Genomic DNA, 22,828 nt, shown 5'->3' on the forward strand with positions numbered 1-22,828 from the left:
ACTGTAGTAGAGGAATGGATCGATGATCTCTATCCAGTTGCAGAAGAACCAGAAGTTGAATCAGAGTGGGTCGATGCTCTCTATCCAGTCGCCGACGAACCAGAAGTTGTCGAAGATTGGGTAAGTGATCCTTATGTTAAGGCTACAGATGAAACGGTAGAAAACTTCACAATTATTGTTAAAGTTGATCAGCGAGACAATCAAGTTTCCCACTTTGATGCTCTAACTTACCAAGATTTTTTAGCTCATCTATCTGCCCTGACTGAAGCGAAGTTGGCAGAAGGGTTGACGTATGTTTCAGCTGTCTACGGCGGACATATCTTAACCTTAACCTTCACCTCAACAGTAGCTGACGAGCCCGAAGTTGATTCTGAATGGGTCGATGAGTTATATCCAGTAGCTGACGAGCCAACTGTGGTTGAGGAGTGGATCAATTCACTTTATCCAAAAGCCGACGAACCAGCAGTTGTAGAAGAATGGAACGATAGTTTGATTCCGCGTCCTGGTCAAGAGTCCAACAGACCACTGATCTTCACGCACAAACTGACAGGTATCATCGTTAGTCTACTTGGTCGTCCAACGGACTTTGCGGAACTCCGACTCTACGCTCGTGCGACCATCCCAGTATCTGAAGTTGCCAGCATTATCGATGAGGCCTTAACACATTATGATTTGGATATCTATGATATTCACTTCATCAATCGGGCTTCAGATGAGTTCCCTGTTCATCAGAAGATGACGGTGAACATCCCTCGTCGACCAGGACGTAAGATTAAGGGAGTCTACTACATCGATCCTCGTTTGAAAGATGAGTTGATTCCGCATCGTCTCTTGGCAGATGGTCGCTTAGAATTTGACGTGCAACACTTCAGCTATTACACAGTTGTTTACGAAGATGACGTGATTGACGTTCCGACGGCAGATACACCGGCTAAACCTGATGTGTCATCACCGGATATTGTAACACCAGCTGTCCCAACTACCCCAATCAAGGACGATCCGGTAGGTTTTGTTACGGCAGATACACCAAGTGGAGACCGTTCATCCGGTTCTGATGATAAGGATCAGTCAGAGCGGTCAGGTCAGGTTTCAATTAAGGAAAGGGCCATGGAAGAACAGAACAAAGCACTACAAGTGAGCAGACACTATGTTCCTATTGTAGCCAGTGCGTCTCAGACCGGTGGTTCAACTGACAGTCAAGCTGCGTTACCTCAAACTGGAGATACAAGTGCTTTTGCCTATGTGGCATTTGGTGTCGCAAGTCTCCTTGGAGCAACAAGCTTAGGCAAACGCCGTCGCAACTAAACTCTCTTTCAAGTCGCTCAGCCATGACCTCTTGAAAAGTGAATATTCAAGCAAATCCATCGTCTATATAGGCGATGGATTTTTAAGATGGGTAAAACATTCTTTTTTTCTAATTTAAAAGATAATTCAATTAGAGAAATCCAATAAATCTATATCTATATATTGACTTTGCCAACTGGTCATGATATGCTTAAATTAGAAAATGGAAGCCCTACCAAAAAAGGAGGTGGAAAACTGGTGGGCAAATATTATTAAAAAATTCTAAAGGAGATAAACATAATGAGTCAATTTAACAAACAGCCTAAGTACTCCATACGAAAGTTTAAAGTTGGCGTCTGTTCGACTGTTATTGCCTTCAGTTTTTTGGTATCCGGTGGAACTGTATTTGCAAATGAGGGGCATGTATCAGAGGAAACTTCAACTGCGGTAGATGTCGTGGCTGTGACGGAGTCTGTTAGTGAAGAGTCTGTAGTGACGGATGCAGATAGTAGTCATTTAGCTTCTGAATCTGAAACTGTAGTGACAGAAGAGCCGATAACAACAGAAAGCTCTGCTATTTCCATAGAAAATAGAACTGAGACAGAGAGTGAAACAACCGAAGGGAAAGAGATAGCCTCTGATGTAGCTAGTGAGACCACTGAAGCAACAACAGAAGCAAGTACAACGAGTTCAGAAGTTAGTGCTGGGACTACTAGGGCGGCAGAAGAAACACCTAAGAAAATTGACTGGCTGGCAACGTCCACCATCAAAGGGAATGTTGAAGTCAAGGAAGAAAACGGTATTCGCTATAATCGCTTGACTCCGGAAGCTGGTAATGATAATGCATCTAATGTTGCAACCTTTGAAAAAGATGGCATGGAAGTGTCACCAGAGGGAAATGCAACGATTGATTTAACTTTTGTGGATCAATCTGAGCCAAACGAAAGTCGTTTTGGTGTGTTTTTGAATTTCCAAGACGTCAATAACCATATTTTTGTCGGTTATGACCAAGCCGGTTGGTTCTGGGAATACAAACGTAATGGGGCAGGACGCTGGTTGCAAACTCGGATTATGCAAGAGCCAGAAAAAGGTGCTACCAATAATCTTGTAATTAGCTTGAAGCATGATGGACAGCTTAATGCTTCTGTCAATGGTCAACAAGCCTTCGATACGGTTGTCGTACCGACCGAAGTGATGCAGGCCCTAGCTGAACATAAGAAGATTGCCCTCAAGGTTGGTAAATATGGCGACCAGGTTACAAAAATAGATGTCAAAACAGATGATCAACGTGAGGTAGCAGCGACTGAGGATCCAAATCCTTCGACCGTGACAGATACTGTTGTTGATGACTCTGTCTATACTTATGATACGCTTACTTCTGGTATTTTGACCGCCAAGATTGATCAAGCCTTCCCTCGTATCCGTGAGTATACGCTGGATGGTGAAACCTTGCCAGGTCAGGTTATTGCCAAAAATCTGCTAAAAATCAATGGGAAAGAAGTTTCTCCAACTGTTTCTTATGAGAAGGTTGATGTTACAACTGCGGTCTACACGATGGACGTCCGTTCCGATGAAGACCTCATCAATGCTACCATCAAGGTACGCTTGAAGGTCGATAAGAATGAACTTCATTATGATGTAACAGATATTATCAACCACAATGAGGTTGTCGGAGGGCAGACCATTGACGATACTCGTAAGCTCCTTCAGACCTTGGAAATTCCTGGTGGTCACTTAGTCTCTGTCTCTAGTGCTGATGAAGTTGCTAAATTTAACGGAGCCCGCATGTCGGTTAATACCCATTTTGCTGGCGATGAAGAATTTGCAGTAACCCGTACTATGGGAGACATCGTTACGCAATATAGCCCTACTCAGATTGAGAAACAGAGAGGCTATATGTATGGCTTCGTTTCTAATAATAAGTTGGCGCCGGCGTATGGAGTAACTCTCAGTTTAGTTATGGTGGGGGGGCAAATGATTTCACCCGTTTAACTGCAGAAAAATTCTCTGCCAATGGTGAAAACTATGTGGGAATTCAAAGTTCACCATTTATCTACCAACGTGCCTATAAAAATCAAGTATATGCAGATCGGACCTTTGTTCTTCCAAGTGCCAAAGTAGTCATCACTAAGGATGCTAATGAAGACAACCAGGTTGACTGGCAGGATGCAGCCATCGCCTACCGTAATATCATGAACAACCCTCAAGGTTCTGAGAGTGTCCCTGATTTGGTAGCCTATCGTATTGCCATGAACTTCGGTTCTCAAGCGCAAAACCCATTCCTAATGACCTTGGATGGTATCAAGAAAATTACCCTTCATACAGATGGTTTGGGCCAATCTATCTTGCTTAAGGGTTACGGTAGTGAAGGTCATGATTCTGGTCACTTAAACTATGCGGATATTGGTAGCCGTATCGGTGGGGCCGAGGACTTTAAGACCTTGATTGCTAAGGCTCAGGCCTATGGTGCTAAATTAGGGATTCACGTCAATGCGTCTGAGACCTATCCAGAATCTAAATACTTTAACCCAGAACGTCTCCGTAAGAATGCTGATGGTACATACAACTACGGTTGGAACTGGATTGACCAAGGTATCAATATCGATGCGGCCTATGACCTGGCAAATGGACGTTTTGAACGTTTTGAAGACTTGAAAGCCATCCTTGATGAAGGTTTAGACTTCATTTACGTCGATGTATGGGGCAATAACCAATCCGGAGATAACGGAGCTTGGGCGACGCACATGTTGGCCAAAGAAATTAATGATAATGGCTGGCGTGCAGCCTTTGAATGGGGCTATGCGGGCGAGTATGATTCAACCTTCCAACACTGGGCCTCTGACTTGACATATGGTGGTTATACGCTTAAAGGGATTAATAGTAATATTGTTCGCTTCCTCCGAAACCACCAAAAAGATTCGTGGGTTGGAGACTATGTTACCTATGGTGGTGCTGCCAATAACCCACTTCTGGGTGGCTATAACATGCAGGACTTTGAAGGCTGGCAAGGTCGTAGCGATTACCGTGGCTACATGACCAACCTTTACAAAAACAATATCCCAACCAAATTTATTCAACACTTTAAGGTTACTAAGTGGACCAATGGCGAAGCTGTTACCATGACAGACAATGGTAAGACCTACCAATGGACCCCAGAAATGGAAATCAAACTCAAAGATGATGCTGGTCGTGAGTTGGTGATTACCCGCAAGTCTAACAATGTTAGCGATGCTGGTTACCGTGAGCGGACCATGACCCTCAATGGTCGTAAAGTTTACGATGGTTCTGCTTATTTGCTCCCTTGGGATTGGGATGCTAACGGTAAGGCTCTTGAAGAGAACAATAAGAAACTTTATTATTTCAATACAGCATCAGGTAGCACCAGCTGGGAATTACCAGATGACTGGAAGACAGGCCCAGTTTACATCTACAAGCTGACCGATACTGGTAAGACGGAAGAACGTCAACTGACTGTTACAGATGGACGTGTTACCCTAGAAGGTGAAGCTAATATTGCCTATGTGCTTTACAGAACTCAACAGACTAACCAAGATGTCAAGTGGAGTGAAGGCATGCACATCGTCGACCAAGGTTTCAACAGTGGTAACCTCAACTCCTGGACAATTTCTCATCGGGATAAGGCTGAGATTGTTCGTTCCCAAGGTGATAACCCGATGTTAGCTCTTTATGCTAACACTGAAACCGTAACGGTATCTCAACCATTGACAGACCTCAAACCTAATACCAGCTATGCTGTTTATGTTGGGGTTGACAACCGCAGCGAGGCTGAAGCAGGAATTACTGTTAAAGTTGGCGATAAAGAGATTAGTAATTCGACGAAGACTTCTCTAGCTCTCAACTATGTGAAGGCTTACGCCCACAATACCTTGCGAAAAAATGCAACTGTTGGCAACAGAAGTTACTTCCAAAATATGTATGTTTTCTTTACGACAGGTGAGGATGTTTCAAACGTTACCCTAACCCTTAGTCGCAGTGGTGAAACATCAGAAAGTAACGGCAAGGTTTACTTTGATGAAGTACGTATTTTTGAAAACGCTTCAACAATGTATGATGGCGAACACGACTTCTCTAAGACCAAGGTCTTCTTCCAAGACTTTGAAAATACACCACAGGGGATTTTCCCATTCGTTATTGGTGGTGTTGAGGGTGTTGAAGATAACCGGACTCACTTGTCTGAGAAACATGAACCATATACCCAACGTGGCTGGAATAACAAGGTCATCTCAGACGTTATTGATGGTAAATGGTCATTGAAAACCAATGGCTTGGATGGTGGTCAAGACCTCCTTTACCAAACCATTCCACAAAACTTCAAATTTGAAGCAGGTAAAACTTACCGAGTAAGCTTTGATTATGAGGCTGGTTCTGATGATGCCTATGCTTTCGCTGTTGGATCTGGTGAATACCGGTCACCTGATCAACTAACCCTTTACCCATTGAAGAATACATGGCAGGGTAGTGAAAAAGCTGGTAAGGCAGACTATATCATTACTGGTAATCAAGCTGGTGATGGCTGGATTGGTATCTTCTCTACATCTACTGAGGCCAATACCCAAGGAACTTCTGGCAATGATGCCAACTTCCGTGGCTACAAAGACTTCATCCTAGATAATTTGAAGATTGAAGAAATTGAAGTTACTCCAGACATTATTATTGAAGAAGCACTGAAACGTTACTTGCCAGTCACTGATGCGAACTATACCAAGGAAACCCTAGTGCCTTACAAGGATGCTGTCGTTGAATTATTAGCAGCAGTAGGTTCTGACATTAGTGTAGACCAAGCAAATGCCCTGGTAAAACGTGCAGCGGATGCCCGTGCAGCCTTAGCGAGTCACAAGTTAGCAGTAGTTGCAAATGACATTGAGACAGCAACAGCTAGTGAGCAAGCAGGTCAGGGCGAAGATTTGTTGAAGGCCTTCGATGGCAATACTGGAACCATCTGGCATTCTGCTTGGAATGGCAGTGGTATCGGTCAACCTGCCCGTGCTGTTTTTAAAGAGCCTATCGCTGTCACTCATCTGGATTATGTGCCTCGTTCTAATGGTGCTAATGGACGCATTAAGACTGGAACCTTAACCATTGTTGATGCCAATAATGAGCGTCACGACTTTGCGATTAGTGGCTGGACTAATGATTCAACCACTAAACGGATTGAATTTGGTTCAACGATTAATGCCAAAGAAATGATTTTGACAGCGACAGAAAGTTATGGCAATAATGCTAATGAAAATAACAAGTATGTCTCAGCTGCTGAATTGAGACTTGGCTTACCAGTGAGTCCAAATACTCCAGATGACGAGCAACCTTGGACAACAGCACTCGCAGCTGCCAAAGATCGGTTGGGAACCAGTGATGAACGGGTGGTTGCTTTAGAAAATCAATATGCTGATTTATCTAACCAAAATCTATTGACTCAGACCCAAATCAACCGTCTCACTGAAGCCCTAAAATCATTAGTAGTGCAGTCTAATCCTACTCCGATTGAAGATGAATTAGAAGTTGCAGCTGATGGAACTAAGGAAGTAGTCCGTCATTGGACAGCTGAACAACCAACCAGTGCTGAAGCCATTTCAGAAGCATCTCAGTCTGAAGCTTACTTGAAAAAAGAATATACCATTTTCCCAACTCCTCACAAGGTTACTTACGGAGATGGTACAGTGGCACTTGCGGGCACAGTTAACATTGTTATCGGAGACAATATTGACATTTACACCCGCAATCGCATTCGTGAAATCCTGCAAGCTCATAATGTTTCTTATACGACATCTGCGACAGAAAATGAAAGCGCTACGAATATCTTGTTAGGTATCTACGGACAAGATACACTAGCAAGTCAAGCTCAAAAAGATAGTGCTATCGCAGCAGAGTTATTTGATAAGATTGATGCTTACAGCTTGGTTATCAAAAACAACACAATCTCTATTGTTGGTAAAGATACAGATGCGGTCTTCTATGGTTTGACAACTCTTAAACATATGCTCAATGATAGTGAGCAACCTGTTTTAAGAGAGGTTGCTGTTGAAGATTATGCAGATATTAAGAATCGTGGTTTTATCGAAGGATACTATGGAAATCCATGGTCTAATGAAGAACGCGCCGAACTGATGCGTTATGGTGGTGATCTTAAGCTCAATCAATACTTCTTCGCACCAAAAGATGATCCATACCACAACAGCAAATGGCGTGAACTCTATCCAGCTGAAAAACTAGAAGAAATCCGTGAATTAGCGCGTGTGGGTAATCAGACTAAAACTCATTATGTTTGGACCATTCATCCGTTCATGAATAATGCCATTCGATTTGAAGGAGTAGGCAGTAGTACAGAGGCTCAGTACCAAGACGATCTCCAAGTCATTAAGAATAAATTCTCTCAACTGATTAGTGTTGGTGTAAGGGAATTCGGAGTCCTGGCGGATGATGCAGGTGCAGCAAGTGTTAGCAATTACAATCGTCTGATGACAGACTTAACTAACTGGCTCAAGGAGCAAAAGACAACAGTCACAGATTTGCGCGAAGAAATGATTTTTGTGCCATCTGATTATTATGGCAACGGAACATCTGCAGAATTGCGTGGCTTAAACTCTGGACTACCTGAAACCAGTGCCTTAACCTTAACTGGTGGTCGTATTTGGGGAGAAGTGTCAACAAGCTTCTTGAATACTGTTAAGACGAATCTCGAAGCAAATGGAGCAACCTATCGTCCAATCCAACTCTGGATTAACTGGCCATGTACAGATAATTCTAAAAGTCATTTGATTATGGGTGGTGGTGAAAAATTCCTTCATGCTAATGTAGATCCAAGTTTGATTACGGGTGTTATGTTGAACCCTATGCAACAATCAGAGCCATCCAAGGTTGCTCTCTTTAGTGCAGCAGCTTATACTTGGAAAATCTGGACTTCTGACGAGGAAGCTAAACACATTAATGATGTTGCCTTCAATTTTGTTGAGACCGGTACGTTCAAGGAAAGTACTGAGTCAGAGGCTTTGAGAGAACTCTCTAAACACATGCTTAACCAAAATATGGATAGCCGTGTGGTGAAGCTAGAAGAGTCAATTGAACTGGCGCCAAAACTGACAGCCTTTATGGACAACCTGCGTAGTGGCGGAGATTTGACTGCTCAAAGGGAAGAATTACGTCAAGAATTTGCTAAGCTGAAGTCTGCAGCAGAAACTTATAAGGCTACTGGCCATAATCGGATGAAAGACCAAATCAAGTATTGGTTGGATAATACGATTGACCAAATGGATGCTTTTGACAAATTATTAACGGCAACTGAACATCTTTCTGCAGGAGATGAGACAGCCCTTTGGAAAAACTATAAGGCTGGCCTTGACAAATACAACGAGTCTAAGACCCATGAATTCTGGTATGTGAACCATAATGAAGCAGCTGAACTTGGTGTGCAACACATTCGACCATTTATGACAAATCTCTTGGAATATTTGGCTGGTCAAGTCGAACAAGCTCTAGATCAAGCTGCCTATACAAGTCGATTGATAACAAATCGGTCTGTTCAAGGTGGACTGGAACAAATTACTGATGGAAGCTTGAACACTCAAATTCTCAGTACAAGTCCAGCAAGTATCGCAGTTGGTGATTATGTAGGTCTTGAGTTCAGTCGTACGATTAGCCTCAACAGTCTCAGCTTTGCTATGGGGGCCATTAGTAACTTACGTGATACTTTCACAGCAGCTAAGGCCCAATACCTCAACGAAGCTGACGAGTGGGTTGATGTACCATCAGCAACTACCTATACGGGCAATGAGCAGCAGTTGATATTTGACAATTTAGATATAAAAGCTAAGGCTGTGCGTTTGATTGCGACCGCAGCTAAGGATAACACCTGGCTTGGTGTCCGTGAAATTGCAGTCAATCGTCCGCTTGAAATTGTAAAAAATACCAATAGAGAATCTGGAACATTGACCTTAAGTGATAATATTGTATTTACTTATGGTACAACCCAAGCTCAAGCTATTGACAGTGACCTGAACTCCGTATCTTACATCAAAAACAGTAACGGCCAAGATAATCTCCCTGAGGGTGCCTATGTGCAATTTAATCTTACTGAGAAAAAAGAACTCTCTAAGATTACTATTGTTCAAGATCCTCGTGCTAATGGAGGAGATATCCTGTCAGCTGGTGTACTAGAGTACACTATTGATGGTCAAAATTGGAAGAAACTCAAGGATGTTACTGCTAATGACCGCACCATTACTCTGGAAACTAATGTCGAAGCGACCGCAGTGCGTATCCGCAACACGCAAGCTAAGGGTATTTGGTGGCGTATTGCTGACTTCAAGGTTGAGTCAAATGCAGGTGTAGCAGATTACACAGACACGTCTGTTGAAGCCTTGAAGGATACCAAGACTCGCTTTAAGACAGATACCTATACCATGGTATTGCCTACAGCTAGTCTTAATCCAGCAGATTATTTGGGGCTTAAGTTAGACCGACTTCATCAGTTAGACAATATTAGTTTGGCCGGTCAAGTAAATGAAAAACTTAGTCTGCTATACTCTGCTAATGGTGTCGAATGGTTTGCAAAAGATCAATCAAATGCAACAGACCTTGTTCGTTATGTTCGTTTGGTCAATGAAACTGATATTGCACAAACCATTGGTGCCCAAAATCTGATTGTGAAGACCAAGGAAATCTTGCCAGAAAGTCTTAAGTCAACTACGATGGGGATTAGCGCATATTACGGTGCGTCAGATGTCCGTAATCGCAATAATATCGGTGACATGTTTGATGGTGTTCTCGATAACAAATATGTTGAATTTTCAGACCTACCTCGTGCAAATGGGGATATTGTCATTAACCTTGGCAGTGAGCGTGACATTAAACATATCCGAGCTTACATCCAAGATGGCACAAAAAACTATCTCCGTGATGGTAAACTTCAAGTCAGCGCAGATGGTGAACACTGGACTGATATTGTGACCGTAGGTGACGGTGTCGCTAATGCCTTTGCAGATAATTCATTGTCTGATGGTTGGACTCACGACAGCAGTAACCCTGGAAATCGTTATATCGAAGGAGAATTGGAAACACCTGTTAAGGCTAACTATCTCCGTGTTCTCTTCACCGCTGACTACGATTATCGCTTTGTTTCCTTTACGGAAATTGTCATTAACCATGGCGAATTTGTCAAGAAGGAAAATAATCCAACAGTAGTCACAACTGGAACAGAAAAAACAGACTCTTTAGCTACAAATCTAGTCGATGGTCGCATCCTGACAAGCTACAAGACGACTACAAATACTGAAACGATAACCTATCATTTATCGGAAAATACGAATCGCAATCACATTACGCTTTTGTCTAATGCTAGTGAATCAGCACCAATTCTTGTAAAAGCGCGTGTTGTGACAGATGAAACAGTGAGCCATGATCGAGATGTTGCAAGTAGTTGGATTGAAGTTGGAAAAGTTCTGACAAGTTTTGCCACAGTAGTTCTCCCTGAGAATGTTAAACATCTGTTGGATATTCAGCTATTACCAGAGAAGGCTGAGAGTGAAATTTATGAGATTTCAACTTACTTTGCAGAATATGAAACACGTGAACGTCGAGAAACGATTGACATTGACTATGAGATCAAACGTGTTGAGGATAGTAATCTTGAACAAGGAAAAACTGTAGTTGTTCAACCTGGTAAGAAAGGTTCTGTAGATAAAATCTACGCTGATGTATACAGTGAAGATAAACTTATTCGCAAAGGTATAACAGTTATCCGTGAAGAAAATTCTGTTGCTCCGCAAGAGGAAATTGTTCGCGTCGGTACAAAAGTGATTCCTACTACTGAGGAATGGATTGACGAGTTGTATCCAGTTGCCGAAGAACCAGAAGTTAATTCAGAGTGGATTGACGAGTTGTATCCAGTCGCTGAGGAACCATCCGTAGTGGAAGAATGGGTCGACGACCTCTATCCAACCGACGATGATTCCGATGTTGATTCTGAATGGATTGACGAGTTATATCCAATCGACGACGAGTCCGAAGTTGATTCTGAATGGGTAGATGAGTTATATCCAATCGACGATGATTCCGATGTTGACTCTGAATGGGTCGATGAGTTATATCCAACCGACGACGATTCCGATGTTGATTCCGAATGGGTAGATGAGTTATATCCAGTAGCTGACGAGCCAACTGTGGTTGAGGAGTGGCTTGTGGATGATTATGTTTCTGCAACTGATGAAAGTGTCGACGATTACAGAATTATCGTCAAGGTCGACGGTAAAGAGGTGCAAACCGCTCAATTTGATGCCATTGTGCATGCGGATTTCCTTGCTCACTTGTCTGCTCTCACAGAGGCTAAGATTGCAGAAGGACTGTCTTATCGTTCAGCTGACTACGCTGGCAATGTCGTGACCCTAGAATTTGCCCAGCCAGTGGAAGAGGCTGTGACATCAGAAACCTGGTCAGAAGAGTTGGTGCCTGAGACGGTTGAAACTGAGTCGCCATTGACCTTCACAGATCCAGCGACTGGAGTTACCGTCAATCTGACAACAGCCTTGTCTCAAGTCTCTAACCTTAGCCTGGTGGTACGTCCAAACGTGCCCGTCAGTGAAGTTGAGTCTATCTTGGATGAAGAATTGAAGGGCCGTGAACTTGATATCTACGATATTCACTTTGTCAATGAAGCAGGTCAAGAAGTACCAGTTCACAAGCCAATGACAGTTGTCCTTCCAGCTCGAGCTGATCAAGCAGTAGAAGCAGTCTACTACATTGATCCAGCGCTGAAAGATGAGGTTATCCCGCATCGTCTCTTGGCGGATGGACGTTTGGAAATTACGGTCAACCACTTCAGTTACTACACTGTTGTCTACAAGCCAGTAGTCGCTCCAACAACACCAACCAGTCCAGTAGATCCAGGAACGACTACAACTCCAACCCCTGATGAACCAGGAACTGGTACAGGTCAAGCTGATCCAGTAACCCCAAGCCAACCAACGGGTCCAGTCGCTAATCAGCCAGTGACTGAGCCGACAGTTTTAGTTGGTAAAGTGCCTAGTCGTCCAGTGGTTCAACTTGTTTCTACAGGAACTTCCGTGGCTACAGAGAAGAAAACTCCAGAAGCTAAGCAAGCTCAAGCAACTACAGGTCTACCTCAAACTGGAGATACAAGTGCTTTTGCCTATGTGGCATTTGGTGTCGCAAGTCTCCTTGGAGCAACAAGCTTAGGCAAACGCCGTCGCAACTAAACTCTCTTTCAAGTCGCTCAGCCATTTTTACTGGCAAAAAGATAATTGAGTAAACGATTTGAGAGATCACAAAAAAGATGGCCACACAATCAGGAAATGAAATCCTGAGGTGTGGTCATCTTTTGTTTATTTTAAAACGGCTTCAAGGGCAGAGCTCAATGTTTTTTTATTTTCTACTGAAGGAAAAACAGCAGTGATGGTTTGGTTCTCATCAACAATGTAGGTTGTAGGGGTCGTTTCCATTTGTAGGAGGTCAGCGGTAGCCATGCCCTCATCGACATACCAAGGCATGGTGTAATGATTTTCGGTCATATACTTTTGCGCCATCTCAGTTGTTTCGCCATTGAAACCCGTCGCATCAATCAAAACAAAGTTAACCTTGTCACCATAAGCTTCGTAGAGTTCTTGAATGACAGGCATCTGAGTTTGACAGTGGGGGCACCAACTAGCCCATTCAAGAATCAGCATAGGCTTATCATGAAAAGTCGAACTGTCCACAGCCTTTCCATCCGCAGTTGTTAAGCTAAAGTTAGGGAGGCTTTGTCCTTGCAATTGCAGAGCTGCATTTGTTGTATCATCCTCTGTTTCTGACGTCTTAGTCTCTGCTTGTTGGGTGCTAGTAGTCTCTGTACCTGGTTTAAACAATTGCCGAAATCCCCAAAATCCTAAGATAAAAACAGCAATACAAGCCAGGGCAAACAGACTATTTTTCAATCTTGTCATGTAAAACTCCTTAATCACATAATGACAAGAGTATAACAAATAGAACCACTTCCTGCAATCTTTTCAAACGATAAAATGTAAAAACTATTCAAAAAAAATATTGACAACCTCTAAAAGATGAATTAAAATACATTTTATATTTATAAAAATAAAAAAGGTAGTTGATATGAAATTGAAAAATCTAGTTGTAGGATTCTCTGTTCTGGTTCTTGGACTTGGCTTATCAGGCTGTTCCACGAAACAAGCAAGCACAGATACTTCCCTATCAGATGTCAAAAAGGCTGGTAAATTGGTCGTCGTGACAGAGTCTGAGTTTGCTCCCTTTGAGTTTAAAACTCTGGTAGACGGCAAGGATACCTTAGTTGGGGCAGACATAGAGTTGGCCAAGGCTATTGGCGATAAATTGGGAGTTGAAGTCGAGTTTTCGGTCCTGTCCTTTGATAATGTACTGGCAAGTTTACAGGCTGGCAAGGCAGACATAGCCATCGCTGGGATTTCTGTTACGGATGAACGAAAACAGGTCTTTGACTTCTCAGATACCTATTACCAATCGAAAAATACGGTCCTCGTTCAGAAGGCCGATTTGGAAAAATATACAGATTCTTCTAGTCTCTCAGGTCTCACTGTCGGTGTTCAAAAAGGTTCAGTCCAAGAAACAGTTGCCAAGGACCAGCTTGCTGGGGCATCTATTGTATCTCTGACGGGAACCAGTGAGATGATTAACGAACTCAAGTCTGGTCAACTGAATGCCGTCGTCCTAGAGGAGCCGATTGCCCAGGGCTATATTGACAATAATGCTGAGCTAGTCTTTGCGACCTTCTCACTGGATTCTAGTGAATCAGACGCCTATGCCATTGCCCTTCCAAAAGGCAGTGATGCTCTCAAGGCTGAGATCAATGAGGTTATTGCAGAGCTCACTTCGAGTGGTCAATACGACCAGTTTGTGACGGATGCCTATCAACTGTCAGTTTCTAAATAAAGAACATGGCTAACAGAAATGGGATTGTAAATATGCAGTCCTGTTTTATGCTTTCTGCTGTTCTATCAATTTTATTAAAAATAAATAGGTGACGACCGAGACTTTGGAAGTTTGTAATATGATCAAGTAGCTAGAATGATCCTATCTGTGTTTTCTAAAAAACGTTTAACTTCTATGGCTATGGTCTAGAATGAATCACTTCACCTTGACAAAGCTAATCTGATAGCTTATGATGAAAAAGTATGCCTGTCAGGCCGATAAGGATGCACCAAATAAAATCTAGAATGGAATGTCAATGAAATTGCCGCGTTTTGGAGTCGAGGAATGGCTCAATGTTCATGAAAAATCAGCTAGTTTGGACTTGGCCTCTGTCTCCATCGCCTCACTTTATGTGGAGGAACTCCTACAACTGGCCCAGGTTGAGCCCGTGGACTTTTGGCAGGACCTGGCTAAGACCAAGCTAGATTATGGATGGATTGAGGGATCACCGGATTTTAAAGAAGCAGTAGCGTCGCTCTACGGCCATCAAACTCCTGCAAATATTCTCCAAACCAACGGAGCTACGGGGGCTAATATGCTGGCTCTCTATAGTCTGATTGAACCAGGTGACCATGTGATTGTCCTCTACCCGACCTATCAGCAACTTTACGATATCCCCAAGTCCTTCGGGGCTGAAGTTGAGTTTTGGACCATACAAGAGCATCAAAATTGGCTTCCAAGTCTGGATGACTTGCGAGAATTGATGCGCCCTAACACCAAGATGATTTGCATCAACAATGCCAACAATCCGACAGGTGCCGTGATGGACCGGGCTTATTTGGAGGAGTTGGTAGCTATTGCAAGTCAGTCAGGCGCCTATATTCTTTCCGATGAGGTCTACAAGTCCTTTTCTCCAGAGCTGGATGTGCCTGCTATCTGTGACCTCTATGACAAGGGGATTTCCGTCAACAGTCTCTCAAAAACCTATTCCCTACCAGGAATTCGGGTTGGCTGGGTGGCGACGTCTCAAGCTATCACAGATATTTTACGGGACTACCGGGACTATACCATGATTTGTGCTGGCGTCTTTGATGATAAGGTGGCGACCCTGGCCCTCAAGCACCGTCAGGCGATTTTGGAGCGGAATGCTAAGATTGTGCAGACCAACCTTCGTATTTTGGAGGATTGGGTGGCAATAGAAGATCAGGTCAGCTTAATCAGCCCAGCCCAGGTTTCAACAGCCTTTGTGAAATTGAAAGTCTCAGTACCAATTGAGGAATTCTGCCTGGCCTTGCTCAAAGAAACAGGGGTCTTGCTTGTCCCGGGCAACCGCTTTGACATTGAAGGACACGTGCGTCTGGGTTATGCTTGTCCAACAGCGACCCTGCAAGCAGGCCTAGCCAAGCTCAGTGAATTTTTGAAAAGCTACAACTAAATTGAATTTTTATACGCATATATATTGACAACTGTATAAAAATGAGTTAAACTTAAATCATTGAAGGTGACTTCAGTGATTTTTTATTTATGGAGAATATGATTATGAAAAAACTATTATTCGGAGCGGTTGCTCTGCTATCGTCCCTCAGCCTTGCAGCTTGTGGCTCATCCTCTAGTTCAGAAAACTCTCTTGAAGCCATTCAAGAGAAGGGTAAGTTGGTAGTGGCTGTCAGCCCAGACTATGCACCTTTTGAGTTCAAGGCTTTAGTTGACGGGAAAGATACCGTTGTTGGTTCTGACATTGAATTGGCCCAAGCCATTGCTGATGAATTGGGAGTAGAGCTTGAGTTGTCTACCATGAGTTTTGATAACGTCCTGGCTAGTCTCCAATCTGGTAAGGCTGATATTGCTATCTCAGGTTTGTCTTACACTGCTGAGCGGGCTGAAGTTTACGACTTCTCAGAAGCCTATTACACAACTGAAAATGCTTTCCTTGTTCGCAAGTCTGACCTGGATAAATTCTCAACGATTGAAAGTCTTGCTGACCAATCCGTTGGTGTCCAAAAGGGAACCATTGAAGAAGGTTTGGCCAAGGAACAATTGACGAGTTCAAATATCGTGTCCTTGACTGGGATGAGCGAAGCTATTAATGAGTTAAAGACAGGTAAGGTATCTGCGGTAAACCTTGAAGGCCCTGTTGCAGAAGGTTATGTGGCTCAAAATGACGATTTGGCTATCGCCAAAATGGCTTTGACAACTGGCGACGGTGATGCTAAGGCAGTTGCTATGCCAAAAGGCAGTGATGAACTCAAAGCTGCGATTGATAAGGTCATCAAGAAGATTTTGGCAGAAGACAAATACTCAGAATACATCAGTAATGCTGCTGAACTAACAGGATCAGCGGTCGAATAAGCAGAAGAAGAGGCTCAAGTGGGCCTCTTTCATTTGTGAGTACAAGGGCCCAATGTGGGAAGGGATTTTGTGCTATATTTGAAGAATACCTTTCAAAATCAATATTTGGTGTGGGTCGAATTTGTTAACGAATAGCCCTGGAAATCTTGACAGAGAGCCAGCTTGACACCGATAGAAATGAGTTGGGCAAGGAGATTATACAAAGTTTAGTCTAACTTTGGAAGAATATAAGGTTGGTGAGGTCAGGTTCAGCAGGTCCCATTCCGATTGACCTTGAAGAGAAATGAAGTGAAAGAAGGAAAGAGAAGATGCAAACAAGAAAAGGTTGGAGCTTGTATCTTTTGGCTCTGGCGGCTTGTTTGATTTATGGATTGACTTCGGGCTTTCGTGCCAACTATGGGATCATGCTCAATGGCCTAGTAGACTACTCAGGCCTGTCTTATTCATCCGTCAGTCTGGTTATGGCAATTGGACAGTTGGTAGTAGGCTTGGTTCAGCCCTTATTTGGAACTTTGGCCATGAAAAGGACCAATTCTCTGGTCCTTATGATTGGCTTATTTATGGTCATGTCGGGTCTGGGCTTGATGACGGTTAGTCACTCCTTTGTCCTTCTTTTTATCCGTTTGGGCTGCTTGGTTTCAGGTGGTCTAGGTCTTTGGCATTTGGGATTGTCATGGGAGCGATCACGCCTCTCATCGGGACCAAGAAGTCTGCCTTGATTTCGGGGCTTGTCTCAGGTGCTGCTGGAATGGGTGGGATCATCATTTCACCGGGGATGGAATTTTTGATTTCTACCTATGGTATCAAGGCTATGCTCTGGATTTTTGTGTGACCGATGGCTGCCCTTCTCGGCGTTACAATCTGGCTTTTTAGTCAAGAAAAAGGTGCGTAATCGCTTCAGCATCAAACAGAAGCTGAGGAGACAGTTACCTTTGGTCAGGCTTTCAGGCATCTTAATTATCGCTTTATTGCCCTGGCCTTCTTTACCTGTGGTTTCCATATGTCTATCATTGAGACGCATTTGCATAGTCAATACATTTCCTACGGCTTTAGCCCACGTTTGGTAGCCTTTGCTTTCTCTATCTATGGGATTGCCGCGGTGCTTGGCTCAATTGGTTCAGGAGTCTTACTGAATTACTTCAATCACAAATGGGTTTTGGCCAGTATCTATGCCTCTCGTCTGCTGATCCCAGCTCTGCTTTTGGTCCTCCCTAAAACCGTCTTCTTGGTTTATGTGACGGCCTTTCTCTTTGGTCTGACTGGAAATGCGACGGTTCCACCAACCTCTTCCTTGATTATTAAAGAATTTGGCCCTAAAGCCCTCGGTGCTTTGTTTGGGATTGCCTATCTGTTCCATCAGTTTGGAGCCTTTGTCAGTTCTTGGCTTGGAGGAATTTTGCTGGAGGTGACTCACAGCTATAATCTTATTTGGTTTTTGGCCATGGTTCTTAGTCTGTCTGCAGCAGGCATGATTGCTCAGATTTCACAGAAAGAAGAGTCCAGTATTTAAAAAGGGTTTCAAAAAATGGATGCGAGCAGTGCTGACTGACTCGTATTTTTGATTTTGGAAGAGTATCAATTCAGGAAAATCTCAAGAATCATCGAATGAAACCCTTGCCCAACTCTCTGAGAATAGTATGACCAACTCTTGAGATTGTAGGACGGTATACCAAAAAGGTCTAGCTCGTTATAAATTTCACAATATCTGTAAATTTGATACATTAAACTTTTAAATTTGTTATTGAATTCACAATGATAAAGGAGTAAAATAAATCATGTAAACGATTACTATATCATCTCAAAAAGGAGAAATCTTATGGCAACTTTTTATGTCCCTTCAACCAACCTTATCGGTCGTGGTGTTGTAAATGAAATTGGTTCTTATGTCAAAGACTTGGGTTACACTAAAGCTCTCTTGGTTACAGACAAGTTCATCGAATCTAGCGACATCATGGAAAAAGTAGCAGCGCCCCTTAAGGAAGCTGGTATTGACTATGTCGTCTATAGCGACGTTGACCCTAACCCATCTGTAAAAAACGTTGAAGACGGAGTTGCTGTTCTGAAAGAAAACGGCTGTGACTTCATCATTTCACTCGGTGGTGGTTCTCCACAAGATGCAGCTAGCTCAATCTCTATTATTGCGACAAATGGTGGTCGTCCTCAAGACTACGAAGGACTTCACAAGTCTCAAAAATTAGGTCTTCCAGTAGTTGCCATCAATACAACTGCGGGTACATCTGCTGAAATCACGATCAACTATGTCATTACTGATGAAGAGCGCAAGGTTAAAATGGTAATGGTTGATAAAAATAGCTTGGCTGTTCTTTCTGTCAATGACCCAGAACTCATGCTCTCTAAACCAGCTGCTTTGACTGCTGCAACAGGTATGGATGCCTTGACTCACGCTATCGAAGCACTTGTCACACCTGGTGCCTACGGTGTAACCAAGAAATTATCTATCGGTGCAATCGAATTAATCAAGGAATACTTGCCAAAAGCTGTCGAAAATGGTCATGATATCGAAGCGCGTGAAGCTATGGTTAATGCCATCTTCCTTGGAGGTATGGCCTTCAACAATGCTGGTCTTGGCTATGTTCACTCTATGGCTCACCAACTTGGTGCGGTTTACCACCTGCCACACGGTGTCTGCTGTGCTATGCTCTTGCCAGTAGTAGAACGTGAAAATGCCAAACGTGTCCCAGCTGCCTTCCGTGACGTGGCTAAAGCCCTTGGACTTGACCCAGCTGGTAAAACAGACGAAGAATGTGCAGCTTACGCTATTGCTGAAATTGAAAAATTGTCAGAAACCGTTGGTATTCCTAAGAAGTTAACGGAACTTGACATCAAAGAAGAAGAATTCGACTTTGAATACCTCTCTAAGAATGCCCTGATTGATGCTTGTGCACCGGGTAATCCATTCATGCCAACCCTTGAAGAAACCATCGCTTTCTACAAGGAATTGTTCTAAAATCCTGTAAATCGCAGCCTTAAGGTTGCGATTTTTGTCATCTCTGACTTTCTATAATACCGCTTTCATGGTAAAATTAAATCAGCATATATTTACTAGGAGGACTTGTATGGAACAGACTTTTTTCATGATTAAACCTGATGGTGTTGAGCGCCGCTTGGTGGGAGAGATTTTGCATTTGATTGAGCGTCGCGGTTTTACCTTGGAGCGTTTGGAGTTACGTACAGCCACCAAGGAAATCCTGGCCCAGCACTACAATCACTTGGTTGACAAGCCCTTCTTTAAGGATATCGAAGGCTATATGATGAGCGGTCCGATTTTGATTGGGGTCATTTCAGGGCCTAAGGTGGTCAAAAGCTGGCGCAACATGATGGGGGCGACCAATCCAGTTGATGCCCTTCCTGGCACCATTCGTGGGGACTTTGCCATGGCACCAGTGGATGGCAATATTAAAAACGTCGTCCACGGGTCAGACTCTGTCGAATCCGCTCAGCGGGAAATCGCCCTCTGGTTTGGTAAAGAAGAGGCGTAAGCTCTGCTATTTTTCATCAAAACCAAGAATCCAGCCTAGTCGAAACTAGGCTTTTTTGATATAATGAGAAGGACTGTCTAGTTAATCGATGAGAATGGGGTGCTTAAGATGAAACCGTTGCGTGAAACGCCTTGGATGGGGGTCATAACTCCGCTTGGAATTGGAAGTTTTGCTAGTTTTATTGGATTATGCCTCATGTTTTTATTGGAAGACACAGAGGCTTATGGGCATTTTTGGCTTGGCTTACCTTTCTTAGTGATAGGACTCATCTTTCTTTCCTTTGCCCACTATCGATATCGTGAAAATCGAGAAATGTATGAGGCGCTTTACCTGGCACACCCAGAAGTAAAAAGCGATTGGGAAATATTAAGAACTGGAGCAACTTATGCCGATACAGGACTCGGGATTTGGATTTATAAGAATTTTCTGGTCGCTCGTGTGAGTGGTTTACGTGTCTATGATTTGAAGGAAGTTAAGTGGCTTTATGAACATCAACTTGGTTGGAGACGGGTATCTATCGAACGTTCCATGATGGTTGGAGTTCAACAACGTGGACGTCATTTTTTGAAGCAATTACTCTTTGTACAAACTAGAGATATTGACGCACAGTTAGCTCTGCTATTTAAACATATTGAAGAAAACTATCCGCATATTATGTTGGGCTATACAGCTGCTAATAACCAGTTTTTTGGAATTTTGCGGGAAGAGGATAAGAAGAAGCCCAAGCGTTTTTGGGACTTTCTGTTTTAGATAAAAAGGATGCATATGAATTTAGAAGATTTGAAAAAACGCCAGGAGAAGATTCGGAACTTCTCCATTATTGCCCATATTGACCACGGAAAATCGACCTTGGCTGACCGAATTTTGGAAAAGACTGAGACGGTTTCTAGCCGGGAAATGCAGGCCCAGCTCCTGGATAGCATGGATTTAGAACGTGAGCGTGGGATTACCATCAAGCTTAATGCGGTCCAGCTCAATTACACCGCCAAAGATGGTGAGACCTACACATTTCACCTGATTGACACGCCTGGACACGTGGACTTTACCTATGAGGTGTCGCGGTCACTGGCTGCCTGTGAGGGGGCTATCCTAGTTGTCGATGCGGCTCAAGGGATTGAAGCCCAGACTCTTGCAAACGTCTATCTAGCCTTGGACAATGACCTGGAAATCATGCCTGTCATCAATAAAATTGACCTGCCTGCTGCGGATCCTGAGCGTGTTCGACAAGAGATTGAAGATGTCATCGGTCTTGATGCCAGCGATGCTGTTTTAGCATCCGCCAAGGCAGGGATTGGGATTGAGGAAATTCTGGAGCAAATCGTGGAGAAGGTGCCAGCACCGACTGGTGATGTGGAAGCTCCACTTCAAGCCTTGATTTTTGACTCCGTTTACGACCCTTACCGTGGGGTTATCCTTCAGGTGCGCGTGGTCAATGGTACTGTCAAGCCTGGCGATACCATTCAAATGATGAGCAATGGCAAGACTTTTGATGTCACCGAAGTCGGGATTTTCACGCCGAAAGCTGTTGGCCGTGACATCTTGGCGACAGGGGATGTTGGCTACATCGCAGCCTCTATCAAGACCGTGGCAGATACCCGTGTCGGAGATACCGTGACCTTGGCTAGCCATCCAGCAGCTGAGCCTCTGGCTGGCTACAAGCAGATGAACCCTATGGTCTTTGCCGGGATTTATCCGATCGAGTCCAACAAGTACAATGACCTCCGTGAGGCCTTGGAAAAACTCCAACTCAATGATGCCAGTCTCCAGTTTGAGCCAGAAACCTCCCAGGCCCTGGGCTTTGGTTTTCGTTGTGGATTCTTGGGACTCCTCCACATGGACGTTATCCAAGAGCGTTTGGAGCGGGAATTTAATATCGACCTTATCATGACCGCACCGTCGGTAGTCTACCATGTCAACACGACAGATGGAGAGATGATTGAAGTGGCAAATCCATCTGAATTTCCAGACCCGACCCGTGTTGACTCCATCGAAGAGCCGTATGTTAAGGCCCAAATTATGGTGCCGCAAGAGTATGTCGGAGCTGTCATGGAGCTGGCCCAACGCAAGCGTGGGGACTTTGTGACCATGGACTACATCGACGACAACCGTGTCAATGTCATCTACCAAATTCCACTGGCAGAGATTGTCTTTGACTTCTTTGACAAGCTCAAGTCCTCAACCCGAGGTTACGCTAGCTTTGACTACGAGATTTCAGAGTACCGGACATCCAAACTGGTCAAGATGGATATCCTCCTCAACGGCGACAAGGTTGATGCCCTCAGCTTTATCGTCCACAAGGAATTTGCCTACGAGCGTGGAAAGTTAATCGTGGACAAGCTCAAGAAAATCATTCCGCGTCAGCAGTTTGAAGTGCCTATCCAGGCCGCTATTGGTCAGAAAATCGTGGCTCGGAGCGACATCAAGGCCCTCCGTAAGAATGTCCTTGCCAAGTGTTATGGTGGTGACGTATCCCGGAAACGTAAACTACTTGAGAAGCAAAAAGCTGGTAAGAAGCGGATGAAGGCCATCGGTTCTGTCGAAGTGCCACAAGAAGCCTTCTTGAGTGTTCTGTCCATGGACGAAGATGAGAAGAAGTAAAGCGAACATAGTAAAAACAAAACTAGCTTTGTCCTAAATTTTGTCCTAAACTATTATAAAAAATAGAGAAAACAAAGAGAACTTACTTTTACAGGAGTTCTCTTTGTTTTTGGAAATACTTGCTAATTCAGCTTTTGAAAAAACAAAAAGCACCGAATCGGTGCTCCCTATAGCAGGTTGAATACGGA

The 22,828-nt window shown here is 43.6% G+C and carries 12 protein-coding genes and 4 pseudogenes; 15 read left to right on the forward strand and 1 reads right to left on the reverse strand.

Going from position 1 to position 22,828, the window contains the following annotated elements; translation table 11 throughout:
- From ACFORF_RS04240 to ACFORF_RS04250, 5 genes and pseudogenes are all read left to right on the forward strand, one after another.
- The coding region (locus tag ACFORF_RS04240; RefSeq protein ID WP_380425804.1) for an LPXTG cell wall anchor domain-containing protein at positions 1–1,305 on the forward strand (1,305 nt) is incomplete at its 5' end.
- A 279-nt stretch (positions 1,306–1,584) separates the two neighbouring features.
- Positions 1,585–1,674, forward strand: a pseudogene (locus tag ACFORF_RS11155) (YSIRK-type signal peptide-containing protein); the annotation flags it as partial.
- A 327-nt stretch (positions 1,675–2,001) separates the two neighbouring features.
- Positions 2,002–6,761, forward strand: a pseudogene (locus ACFORF_RS04245) (endo-alpha-N-acetylgalactosaminidase family protein); the annotation flags it as partial.
- 51 nt (positions 6,762–6,812) lie between these two features.
- Positions 6,813–8,627: pseudogene (locus tag ACFORF_RS11160) on the forward strand (beta-N-acetylglucosaminidase domain-containing protein); the annotation flags it as partial.
- Between the two features lie 642 nt (positions 8,628–9,269).
- Positions 9,270–12,512, forward strand: a pseudogene (locus ACFORF_RS04250) (discoidin domain-containing protein); the annotation flags it as partial.
- Positions 12,513–12,638: 126 nt separating this feature from the next.
- Here ACFORF_RS04250 and ACFORF_RS04255 read toward each other — a convergent pair.
- A complete protein-coding gene (locus ACFORF_RS04255) occupies positions 12,639–13,235 on the reverse strand; it encodes a TlpA family protein disulfide reductase (protein ID WP_380425806.1) in 597 nt (198 codons plus the stop codon).
- A gap of 166 nt (positions 13,236–13,401) precedes the next feature.
- On the opposite strand from ACFORF_RS04255, the gene ACFORF_RS04260 reads away from it, so the two are divergent.
- The 10 genes from ACFORF_RS04260 (at position 13,402) to lepA (ending at position 22,640) form a co-directional block, all read left to right on the forward strand.
- Entirely contained in the window at positions 13,402–14,214 is an 813-nt protein-coding gene (locus ACFORF_RS04260; RefSeq protein WP_380425808.1) for a transporter substrate-binding domain-containing protein, read from the forward strand.
- 295 nt (positions 14,215–14,509) lie between these two features.
- Positions 14,510–15,628: an aminotransferase gene (locus ACFORF_RS04265; RefSeq protein ID WP_380425923.1), complete on the forward strand. Its 1,119-nt coding sequence runs from the start codon at positions 14,510–14,512 to the stop codon at positions 15,626–15,628.
- 98 nt (positions 15,629–15,726) lie between these two features.
- Positions 15,727–16,542, forward strand: a complete 816-nt coding sequence (locus tag ACFORF_RS04270; RefSeq protein WP_380425810.1) for a transporter substrate-binding domain-containing protein — start codon at positions 15,727–15,729, stop codon at positions 16,540–16,542.
- A 308-nt stretch (positions 16,543–16,850) separates the two neighbouring features.
- Entirely contained in the window at positions 16,851–17,261 is a 411-nt protein-coding gene (locus ACFORF_RS04275) for a hypothetical protein (RefSeq protein WP_380425812.1), read from the forward strand.
- Positions 17,198–17,374, forward strand: coding sequence for a hypothetical protein (locus ACFORF_RS04280; protein ID WP_380425814.1), 177 nt, complete (start codon positions 17,198–17,200; stop codon positions 17,372–17,374). The genes ACFORF_RS04275 and ACFORF_RS04280 overlap by 64 nt, the downstream gene beginning before the upstream one ends.
- A gap of 141 nt (positions 17,375–17,515) precedes the next feature.
- Positions 17,516–18,052 carry an MFS transporter gene (locus ACFORF_RS04285; RefSeq protein WP_380425925.1) on the forward strand — a complete coding sequence of 179 codons (537 nt, stop codon included), beginning with the start codon at positions 17,516–17,518 and terminating at the stop codon, positions 18,050–18,052.
- 306 nt (positions 18,053–18,358) lie between these two features.
- Complete coding sequence (locus ACFORF_RS04290) at positions 18,359–19,510, forward strand: iron-containing alcohol dehydrogenase (RefSeq protein WP_380425816.1); 1,152 nt, start codon at positions 18,359–18,361, stop codon at positions 19,508–19,510.
- Positions 19,511–19,619: 109 nt separating this feature from the next.
- Positions 19,620–20,042, forward strand: coding sequence for a nucleoside-diphosphate kinase (ndk, locus tag ACFORF_RS04295; protein WP_380425818.1), 423 nt, complete (start codon positions 19,620–19,622; stop codon positions 20,040–20,042).
- A 108-nt stretch (positions 20,043–20,150) separates the two neighbouring features.
- Positions 20,151–20,792, forward strand: a complete 642-nt coding sequence (locus ACFORF_RS04300; protein WP_380425820.1) for a hypothetical protein — start codon at positions 20,151–20,153, stop codon at positions 20,790–20,792.
- A 15-nt stretch (positions 20,793–20,807) separates the two neighbouring features.
- Positions 20,808–22,640, forward strand: coding sequence for a translation elongation factor 4 (lepA, locus tag ACFORF_RS04305; protein ID WP_380425822.1), 1,833 nt, complete (start codon positions 20,808–20,810; stop codon positions 22,638–22,640).
- The last annotated feature ends 188 nt before the right edge of the window (positions 22,641–22,828 follow it).

The sequence above is a fragment of the Streptococcus caprae genome (assembly GCF_042649745.1).
In the GTDB taxonomy this organism is placed as follows: Bacteria; Bacillota; Bacilli; order Lactobacillales; family Streptococcaceae; genus Streptococcus; species Streptococcus caprae.